Origin of the sequence: Negativicoccus succinicivorans (genome assembly GCF_018372215.1) — a bacterium.
Classification (GTDB): Bacteria; Bacillota; Negativicutes; order Veillonellales; family Negativicoccaceae; genus Negativicoccus.
On record NZ_JAHAJN010000016.1, the window covers coordinates 1 to 10,186 of the forward strand.

Here is a 10,186-nt window from a genome sequence, read left to right on the forward strand (position 1 = left end):
AAATTAAAAAATTTGTTCAAAGAAAAATATGGTCAAAGCATTACAGAATACACCCAAAGAAAAAGAATGAATGTAGCTGAAACTCTTCTCTTAAATACCGAACTACCTATAAAGGAAATTGCAGAATCTGTCGGATACACATCCCATAGCAAATTTTCCATTTATTACAAAAGATATAAGGGAAAACTTCCTAGTGAAGTCCGTAATCTAGCTTGCGAACATCTCAATTTAAAATGCGATTGCTGTAATTAAGATAAATTTTTTTATACGCCTTTATCTTTTATGAGTTTATATATATTTGTATAGGTGTGTATAAATTTGATAAAAAATTAACAAAAAAATAAAGACCGCCCGAAGACTGACGATATTTACCTCTCTGTTCCTTTGCTATGTTCTTTCTTATTTGACTTAGTTTTTTCATCTGTCTTAAAGATTTTTATTTGCCCTAATATGGACTTTTTATCCTTGTCTTGACTTTCTTTACTTATTCTTTTACTTTTAAGAGCTTAGAATATAAAAAGAGATATTATATTAAAACAATATTTCTCCGGTGCTGGGACTGGGACGGGACTAAAAATTTGAAAACGTCCTATAATTAGGTGGATTTAGTGATATTAGAAAAAATAGAATATGGTATTTTGAATGGTTTGAGATATATCGGACGTTTGGAAAAGAAAAAGGGGGGGGAATAATATATAGTGTTTTTCAAAGAATTTGAAATAAATTGGGCTCAATAATTCTATTAACTTTTGATCAGCCATTTTGTAGATACGGTTTTTAATAAATCTTTTCTTTCCTATTTGTCAATTCAACAAGGAACTTAAAAAAGACCAGATTTACAAATCTGGTCTTTTTTCAATGCTTGCTAACACTTGCTATGCCGCCTTCTGCCCGGCCGCTAGCATCGCTGATTTTGTGTACGACTTTGCCGGCGATGTCTACTTGTTGATCAGGCAAGGTGCTTCCCTGTATGCTTATGTATGCTTATGTATGCTTATGTATGCTTATGTTTCCTCATGCTGCGGAAGGCATGCGGGAAATCTTTCAGGCGGTCTATCCCGACCGATCGATATAAGCGCTGCTCATACTGTTATCCGCATACAAAAACGGAGTCCTTTCGGACTCCGTTTTTGTATTTTCCCGCCTGATCAGCCTAAACGTGCCGTAATCCGACGGATTTGTTCTTCTAACGCCGCAATCTGTTCCGACTGCCGCGCAATCACGCTGTCCCGTTCCGCATTGACCGCCTGTAATCTGGCGACCTCATCTTGCAGTACATAGACCGAGCTCATCGGCCCCGCCGCATATTGCGGTAAGCGTTCCTTCCGTGCCTGACGCAACTCGCGATCGTCCTTGCTGCCGAACCGCCAACTGATCCCCGCATTGGCCATCAGTTCCGAGCTGCCCGCATACGAGATGCCCGCATGCACGAGCGTATCTTCATTGGAGTAGTGCGACAATCCCAATGCTACCGCCTGCTTGCCACGGTAATATCCCACGCCTGCCATCACTTGGCTGCGTTGGAGCGGATCGAAATCGAGCGGCTTGAGTGCCGCCAACGCCGCATTCATCGCATTGCCTTCCCGGCTTTCATCCCGTACTTCATTGAGCTGACCGACTGTCGCCGCGTCATTGGCCGCCGTACCCGGTGCCAGGTTTTCAATTTTCTTACCGTTCATGTTGATGCCGTCGCCGTCAATCTTCACGCCCGGCTTACCGTCTTTAGCGCCGACTTCTACGGAGTTGACCTTGATGTCTTGGTTCAACGCCACTTTCACGGTATTGTTCTTTTCAATCGACGTAGTGATATTCGTCTTATCTCCGGCGATCTTCAGCTGTGCGTGATCCGCATCGACTTTAAATTCGGAATCCGCTTTCGGGCCGTCCGACGTCACCGTAAAGTCCGTACCGCCGGCACCGCCCGTACCGTCTTTACCTTTCAAGGAATCAAGGAAGTCTTTTTCCGATTTGTCCTTGTTCGGTTGAGTGCCGTCAGCTTCTTTGTGATCTTTCCAAACTTCGTAGGCTGACTTACCGTCAGGTCCTTGCAATCCGGTGTCACCTTTATCGCCTTTGGCTCCAGTTTCACCTTTTTCACCTTGCGGTCCTTTGAAGTTAGGATCATTTTTCAGACTATCTTTATCGAGCGTGACGAGCGTGTATTTCTTGCCGTCTTTTTCGACCTGCTGCGCTGTCAGACCGTCACCGAAATCCAAACGGAACTCATTGAGCGGCATGCTCCATGTCGACGTTCCCGGCGTGTACACCGGCGCACTGCCGTCCGTCGGACTTGTCGTTCTGCCTCCCGCATAGAAATGCATCGGGATGCCCGCCATCGCTTTGAGCTGTGCTACGTTGACCGCATCGGTGTCCCGCATCCCTGCCGCCAGATTGGTGATCTGTCGCGTCATATCCGCTTTACCGACGGAAACGGCTGCCGCTCCCGATCGCCAAATGCCTTTTAATGCCTTGATTTGTTTTGTCGCTTGTTCTGCCTTACTGCCACCTTGGGCGATATCCTGCCCGATTCGGTCCAAATCCTCTTCTTTGCCCGTTTTCTTCAAAATCTCATTGAGATCGGTTGTCTCCGGCATGCCCGGTACATAGCCGATGATGCCCGCTTCGGTATCGGCGACCGCTTGCGTGCCGATAGCGACTGCATTTTCCAATGTCGCCTGTGCCTGATTTCCCAAGGCAACCCCGCGCATCGATACCGTTTCGTTACCGATCGCGATCGAGTCCGAGATAAATCCGTTCGCCAAGCGACCGATGACGATCGCACGACTGCCGACAAACTGCTGCGTTGTTTCTTCCTTGCTGTTGCCGATGACAATCGCGTCCGAGGATTTATTGAAATCACCTTGATCTTGCACCGACCACTTCCGATTTTCGTACTTGGTTTCGGGATCAATCAGCGCCAGACCGTTGCCGACCGCAATATTATTTTCTCCCTTCATGCCCGGTATCAATGTCGTGTCGCGGGTTGCCCACGCGGATGCCGAGCGAACGTCCCCGCCGACACTGAGTTCGACATCTTGCGAATGAATCACCCACGGTGCCACATCAACCCCGACCGCGATATTCGCCGGTTTCGAACCGGTAATATTATTCCCGATCAAAATCGTATTGGCACCTTCCGTGTTCAGCTTGCTGCCGAGTGCAATGCCTTTCGTTTGGGCCACGATACTTTGAAAACCGATCGCTATCCCGTTTCTTCCGCTCTCTACTGCCGCATTCGCACCGATGGCAAGCGACTCCTTGGCCCCCAATTGTACGCCGTCATTCTCATGATTCGTACCAACACCCGTCACGTCACTTTTCACGTGGAAGTAATGCGTACCGCCGGCCGATAGCTTTTGCTCCAATCCTTTCAGCTGACGCAAGTTCACCGCGTCGGTATCTGCCGTACCTTCCGCAAGTCCCGTCAATTGACGCAGAAACGGCCGTTTTAACGGCCCGCTGTCACTCCATGTCCCGCCGATGGACAATGCGCCGAACACGATCGAGTTGCCTTTTTGTGTCGCCTCCCCCGGTACATTCGCCCATTTGTTGACGCCCCATAACACCTGTGTACTGTACGGTACATCGTTAATTTTCGTACTCCACTCCCGTGTAGCCTCCGACCACGAGCCGAGCGCGATACCGCCGACCGCCTTGGTCCGCGCCCCGTATCCCAGTGCCACACCGCCGAAATCCAGCAGGTTGGTGGTGTTGGCGCTATACATATTCCCGTTGCCGACATGACTGTTCGCACCGATGGCGACGGAATGTCTGCCGGCGATTTCCGCATTCGTACCGATGCCCACGGAAAGAACCGCGTGCGTTTCATATCCGCCCGCATTTGCTTTCAACGCTATTGTTTTGGCATTGCGTCCGATGATGACATTATCTATATTCTCCGTTGTCGCTCCCAGACCGATCGCGATACTGCCCCGCCCTAAATCCTTCACGGCCGCATTCCGTCCGATGGCAATCCCCGCATCATCTTCGTAGGGCGTTCTCGGTGTAGTTTGGTCTTCCCAATGCTCTCGTTGTTTACCCTTTGCGATGGCCTGCGCATTTTGTCCGATCGCAATACCGCGCGACTCAGGTCTTTTTGGATCCCAACTGACTTTATAATCTCCGCTCATCGCCTCCGTACCGATCGCGATACTGTGATTGGCTTTGGCATGTGCCTTATGACCGATCGCAACGGCGCCTTCCGCGCCTTCATTATTTGACAGTACACGACCGTTATACCGCTCCTTACGCGTACCGGTCATGGCCTGTTTACCGATGGCAATACTTTGGTTGCCGCCGGCCGATGCCCCGCCCAGTGCCAGTGCATCCTCCGATGTGATTTCGTCCTTGGCAACAGTCTCGCTGTCTTTCAGCATTGCTTTCAACAAAACTATCTCGTCATTCGTCAATTCGGCCGCGCCTGCCGTCACGCCGACGCTCCCCGCCAATACCGCCGCGCCGACAAGGCTCGCCAACAGTCGTTCCCGTCTGATCCGTTTCATTTTGCCATCACCTCATGTGTTAAAAATATAGTTATTATTCTTAATTTTCATCATATATCCTCACCCGACAAATTGCAACACCCTGCGTTCGGTATGACGGCTTCGCGCGGTAATACAAAAATGCCCTTGCTTCGGCAAGGGCATTCGTATAACCGTATTTGTTATTCTTCTTCCTGTCCGATTCCCATCACGACATAACCGACCGCTTTGGCGGCGACCAAAAGAGCATCTTCGTCGATGTCGAATTTCGGGTTGTGATTGTAGACCGGTTTGTCGACGCCTTTCGGAGTCGCCGAGATGAAGAAGCAGCAACCGGGGCAGATTTTCGTGTAATACGAGAAGTCTTCCGACGGTGCTTGCGCCGGAAATTCTTTCACGTCGGTGATCCGTTCGTCTTTATCCCGTGCCGCTTCCAGTATCTTCACGACCCGTTCCGTTAATTCGGGATCGTTGTAGAGCGGCGGATAATCATTGTAATAGGTGAAGTCGCATTTCACACCGAAACCGACTTCCAATCCTTTCACCAAGTTGGTCAGTTCGCGTTCCACGATTTCTTGTGCGCCGGTCGACATGCAGCGGATGTCGCCTTCGAGTTCGACCGATTCCTTGATGATGTTGAACAGTCCTTTGCCGTCAAACGAACCGATGGTAATGACACCGACGTCAAACGGACTCAAGCGACGGCTGATGACGGTCTGCGTCTGCGTGACAAAGTACGATCCGGCCACGATGGCGTCATTGGCCAAATGCGGCGAGGAGCCGTGACCGCCCGCTCCCGTGATTTTGAGTTTCATGTAGGAACGACCGGTAAAGGTGAATTCTTTGCGCCAGCCGACACCGCCCGCTGGTCCTGTCGGCAGAAAGTGAATGGCAAAGACATAATCCAGATCATCGAGTACACCGGACGCGACGATGTCTTTTGCCCCGCCGGGCGCCATTTCTTCCGCATTTTGGTGAATGATCTTGATGGTACCGCAGAGCTCGTCTTTGAGCTGAATAAGACAATCCGCCAAGACCATCAGGTAGGCGGTATGTCCGTCATGCCCGCAGGCATGCATCACGCCGGGCGTTTTGGAGGCAAAGGGCAATCCCGTTTCTTCCTGTACGGGCAAGGCATCGAAATCGGCACGCAAGCCGATTGTTTTGCCCGGTTTACCGCCTTTAATGATGACCACGAGACCATGCTTGCCGGCGATCTCTTTGTCGATTTTGACATCTTTTCCGGCGTAAAAATCGGCAATGTATTTCGCCGTTTCCACTTCTTCAAACGATACTTCCGGATGTTCGTGAAGATGCCGGCGAATTTGAATCATTTCATCCTTGCGTGCTTCCAGCATTTGCATCAACTTATCTGTCAACATAACTGTCTTCCTTTCCGTCAATACTCGTGATTACTGTTTTTCCTGCGGCTTGCCGGCACTGTCGGGGACAAGGAACCAAATCGACAGTATGGACAATACGCCGATCTCATACAGAGAAAACGTAGGAAATCTTTATGAGAATTGTGATTGGATCATAGGCGGTCTATTTGGACGCGGCTATAACAAAAGGCACTACAGTTCAAGAAAATTCCAAAAACTTTTAAAAGATGCCAAAATCATGCGTCATATTCGCTTTCATGACCTAAGGCATACTCATGCAACACTACTATTATTAGCCGGAATAAACCCCAAAATCATTCAAGAAAGGTTAGGTCATGCCAGTATTGACATGACCTTAGACACCTATTCACATTTAACACTGGCAAATCAAGGTGTTGCCGTAACTGCGCTTGATTCGATTATCGCTCCAAGCGATACTTGAAAAATGATTTTTAAGAAGAAAAGGCTTCATATGTGCGTATCTTTTCCAATAATCCAAATCCAATTGGGCTCAAATTGGGCTCAAGAACTCTATTAGCTCGTGATCAGCCATTTTATAGATAGGGTTTTTGATAAACCTTTTCTTTCCTATTTGTCTATTCAACAAGAAACTAAAAAAAGGACCAGATTTGTAAATCTGGTCCTTTCATCAATGCTTATGCTACCTTCTTCCCGACCGTTAGTATCGCTGATTTTGTGTACATCTTTGACGATGACATCGACTTGTTGTCCGAGAAAGTCGCCTCCCTGCATATTCATTTTTTCTGCGGTGATACCTGCATGGTATACATTGAGATTTTACAAACCATCGCAATTGAATCTCGGTCTCGTGAGCAATACGCCCCTTTTTATTTTGATTCTGACATAATCTGCCAAATCATTCGGATTCAAATCGGTTCTCCGGCGCAAACATAGCATCATACTGCGCCCACCAGTCCCGATAGCGTTTTTCATGGGCGTAGTACCAGATATATCCGATAAGTGCCGTATAGTAGAGTTTCTCAGCTTTCACCCAAAAATCTTCACCCGCTTTTTCTCCCTCGCCCTTAGTGTTTGCGATGATTGTCTGAACAAGCTTTAGAATATCTTTTTCAGAACGAATATATGCAAAAGGATTGTATTTCATGGATTTTTTGAAATTGATGGTATTTAGAATTTTAATCTCATATCCATTATCCTCAAGCATCTTACCGCACTCAATCACTATCGTTCCTTTTGGAAAGATTTGTCAAGGACATAAACAAAATTTCTTTGACAAATTTATATCTTCTCTGTTTCTCTCTTGATTAGCTTTAGTATTTTATCCTTGTATGTTTCCCCTGTACCTTGCTTAAAATGTAGGTTTACAGTATATTTTGTCTTTCCAATATCCATTATCAACTGTTTATGTGGTGGTACTTGTATTTTTCTTTTTTCTTCTTCCATGTATCCTCCTTTCCATTTTTAGGCAAATAAAAAACAGTAAACCTTTTTTGATTTACTGCTTTCGTGTTAGCTTTTATTGACTTGTTAGTTTAGCAAGCTAAAAATATCCTACCTGCAATACTCTTTTATCTTATCTGCATATTCAGTCGAAAGATTCTTTGAATAAATTTTTTCATTTTTTGAATTTCTGACTTCTTTCCAAAGAATAGAGGCTACTTTTAATTTGTTCGAATATTTGCAACTATTTTTGTCTGCACAGAAATCCTTTAAAAATTGGTTCCATTGACAAACTGAATTATCATACTTCGCATAATTTGATTTTCCATAATAAACTTTTAGCATATCTTGAATTGTAAAACTCAAATCATTTTCTCTTTTTACTTTTCTCCAAGCAGTAGCCATATCAGCAGTAAATTTAAATGGCGAAACATCTGTTAAAATTGAGAAATACTCTCTGAAATGTGTGTTAAAGGAGAACCCGCATTCAAGTAATGGAGTATCTAAGGTAATAGTTTCTACTTGTTTCTTTTCATTTTTTATTGATGACTTTTTAATCAAATCACCCTTAAAGTACTGCTCAATAATATAATTGAGTTCCTGTTTTGTACCTCTGTATTCTAATCCTAATGACTTGCATATCCGTGAAAGTTCTTCACGATACCAATAGTATTTATTAAACTCATCAAACGATGTAATTTTGTCAAACTCAGGTCTACTTTCTATCAATATTCTATCTCCTAAAACCAATTTGCTTTTTCATCTCTAAATAATGGTGTTTCACTCTCTTTGTAAGGATTGTAGTTGTTACAATTACAACCAAACTCTTTCAATGCTTTTATCTTATTATCGGCTGTCCAAACAATCAAAGAGATACCGTCAAATTCTTCAACTTTCCCCTCATTCATTTTATTTTTGAAGTGCCATTCTACAATAGTTTGATTATCCTTATGAAAAAATTGCTTTATATCCCACGCAAGAACTTTTCCTCTTGTATTCCACTCATTAAACCAGTGCTTTACTGTTTGCCGATTTTCATACTTAGGACACCAACTCTCAATATAAATCACATCATCTGAAAAAATATCATCTATTCCTAAGTCTTTTTGTGTAAGCCACATATCAAACCATAAACGAATGATTTTCTCTCTTTCATCCATGAATTTAAACACCTCCAAAATCAAATACTTTTTAATATTATACCATTTTTTCACTCAATTTTATGGGTCTAACTCGTTCCTCTTTACCTGTGTTAGTCCTCTGTTTTCTTGTAGTAATTTCTCTATACAGCTTCTAACACTTTCAGCTTGTTTAACTTCCTCTCGTATTTCTAATATTTGATTGTATAGGCTCTTTTTCTCTTTCTTCAAAGTGCTAGCCTCTGATTTCCACTTGGATATATTTAAGGTCTTACTTTCACCTAAATGCTCTTTCAGATATTTCTTGGCACTCTCAATCAGTTTCAAGAATTCACCCCGACTCAGCAGGGCCTCCAGTTCCGGCTCATGCTCGTCCCACCAGTTCCGCCAACTTTCCGGTGTTTCCCGGCCTTCGACCAGGTCCAGGAGCTTTGCTGTCAGGTTTTTTTTGTCCATAAGATCTTCCTCCGTTCCAGAGGGCGTGGGAATCCCATCAATCCCACCAGAGATACCAGACAGTGGACTGCCGCAGCACATCCGCCAGCGCGCCCACAGGGGCGTCCTCCAGGACATATGAAAAAATCTTCAAATGTTCCACTTGGCATATAGTCAAAAGTTGAAAAACCAACTGTTATTGAACAGCAGCCTACCAATGCATCACCTTCCCATGCTCCGAAAAATAATATTTCCCCTTTGCTGATTGCATCTTTCAGACGTTTCAAGGTATTACCTCGACAAACTGGGATTTAAAGTTCTCTGATTATCCATTTAGCTTCTTGATTTTCTCTTGTTGCACAATATCCACAAGGCATTTCTACCAAAGTTCCTATCGAATTATCTAACTCAAATACAGACTGTAAAGAAACTAATTTAGCGTCCTCTGCTTCGTGTGTTTTTCCGCATAAGAATTGCCACATACCATCATCTTCATCATGTGATACAAATAAAATTGGTTCTTCTCTATTTATTACATGACTACATACAATAGCTGCTGTATTTGGCTCATCATAAAAAGGGAATTTCTGCTCTACAATTTTAGCATTTTTATTCTTTTTTAATTTTTCAAATAGCCCCATAGCTAACACCTCCACAAATTCTAATTTTTATTTATCTACTTTAGCTTTTTTAGTAATTCTACAAAAGGTACTTTATTATTATCTTTTCTAAGCGAAACCAAATCAAAAACAGAATCAATATCTAAATCAAACATTACGGATTCCAAACTAATTGTCATAAAATAATAATCTACAACCTCTTTACTAAACTCATTTTCTAAACTACTCCATAAATTATTCGGTAAAATGCAAAAGGCTAAAGTATCATCACCAAGACTTTCAACAAACCATCTTATTTCAAAATCTTCCTTTATGATTTCGTTGAAATACTTTATAGTTGTATCCCTATCCATATTATCCATATAAGGAATAACTATTTCTTTAGCTCTGTATTTTAATTTTATATCATCACCATATTTTTTATTATTATTTATAAAATCTACTTCTATAAGATTTCCTATTTCATTATTAAAGTAATTGATTACAGATTCGTCTTCTTCTCTCCAATCAATCCAAATTAAATCATTACTTTCCCAAAAATCATCAATATTATCTGGATATAATAAAAATTTTCTTACGCTTTCATATTTATTATTCATAAAACCTTATCCTCAACAAATTCAAGTTAGCAAGTACACATTATATCAATAAGAACTTCACGAATGTCCATTATTGGCTATTTAATTTGGTTGTCAAGCTCAATACCC

General features: G+C 43.4%; 10 protein-coding genes and 1 pseudogene. 2 read left to right on the plus strand and 9 right to left on the minus strand.

All coding sequences use genetic code 11. The features are described 5' to 3' along the window. Positions 1-252, plus strand: a 252-nt coding sequence (locus KIB08_RS06740; RefSeq protein WP_303991162.1) for a helix-turn-helix domain-containing protein, incomplete at its 5' end; no start/stop codon positions are given. Between the two features lie 896 nt (positions 253-1,148). Here the strand turns inward: KIB08_RS06740 and KIB08_RS06750 are convergent. Further along, positions 1,149-4,502 carry a YadA-like family protein gene (locus tag KIB08_RS06750; RefSeq protein WP_303991164.1) on the minus strand — a complete coding sequence of 1,118 codons (3,354 nt, stop codon included), beginning with the start codon at positions 4,500-4,502 and terminating at the stop codon, positions 1,149-1,151. Positions 4,503-4,663: 161 nt separating this feature from the next. After that, a complete protein-coding gene (locus tag KIB08_RS06755) occupies positions 4,664-5,863 on the minus strand; it encodes an amidohydrolase (RefSeq protein WP_303991166.1) in 1,200 nt (399 codons plus the stop codon). Positions 5,864-5,951: 88 nt separating this feature from the next. Here KIB08_RS06755 and KIB08_RS06760 point away from each other — a divergent pair, with 88 nt between their 5' ends. Continuing rightward, positions 5,952-6,305, plus strand: coding sequence for a site-specific integrase (locus tag KIB08_RS06760; protein WP_303991168.1), 354 nt, complete (start codon positions 5,952-5,954; stop codon positions 6,303-6,305). A gap of 513 nt (positions 6,306-6,818) precedes the next feature. On the opposite strand, the pseudogene KIB08_RS06765 reads toward KIB08_RS06760, so the two are convergent. The 7 genes and pseudogenes from KIB08_RS06765 to KIB08_RS06795 all read right to left on the minus strand — a co-directional run. Then, positions 6,819-7,082, minus strand: a pseudogene (locus KIB08_RS06765) (type IV secretory system conjugative DNA transfer family protein); the annotation flags it as partial. Between the two features lie 41 nt (positions 7,083-7,123). After that, positions 7,124-7,288, minus strand: a complete 165-nt coding sequence (locus KIB08_RS06770; RefSeq protein WP_019118571.1) for a transposon-encoded TnpW family protein — start codon at positions 7,286-7,288, stop codon at positions 7,124-7,126. A 108-nt stretch (positions 7,289-7,396) separates the two neighbouring features. After that, a complete protein-coding gene (locus KIB08_RS06775; RefSeq protein ID WP_023056516.1) occupies positions 7,397-8,014 on the minus strand; it encodes an SAP domain-containing protein in 618 nt (205 codons plus the stop codon). 11 nt (positions 8,015-8,025) lie between these two features. Continuing rightward, complete coding sequence (locus KIB08_RS06780) at positions 8,026-8,445, minus strand: nuclear transport factor 2 family protein (RefSeq protein WP_019118573.1); 420 nt, start codon at positions 8,443-8,445, stop codon at positions 8,026-8,028. Between the two features lie 60 nt (positions 8,446-8,505). Beyond that, the gene (locus KIB08_RS06975; RefSeq protein WP_303991175.1) at positions 8,506-8,880 is read right to left on the minus strand and encodes a hypothetical protein; all 375 of its coding nucleotides are present in this window, start codon (positions 8,878-8,880) and stop codon (positions 8,506-8,508) included. Between the two features lie 290 nt (positions 8,881-9,170). After that, positions 9,171-9,500 carry a hypothetical protein gene (locus tag KIB08_RS06790; RefSeq protein WP_050784961.1) on the minus strand — a complete coding sequence of 110 codons (330 nt, stop codon included), beginning with the start codon at positions 9,498-9,500 and terminating at the stop codon, positions 9,171-9,173. A 35-nt stretch (positions 9,501-9,535) separates the two neighbouring features. Next, a complete protein-coding gene (locus KIB08_RS06795) occupies positions 9,536-10,078 on the minus strand; it encodes a hypothetical protein (protein WP_303991177.1) in 543 nt (180 codons plus the stop codon). Positions 10,079-10,186 lie beyond the last annotated feature (108 nt).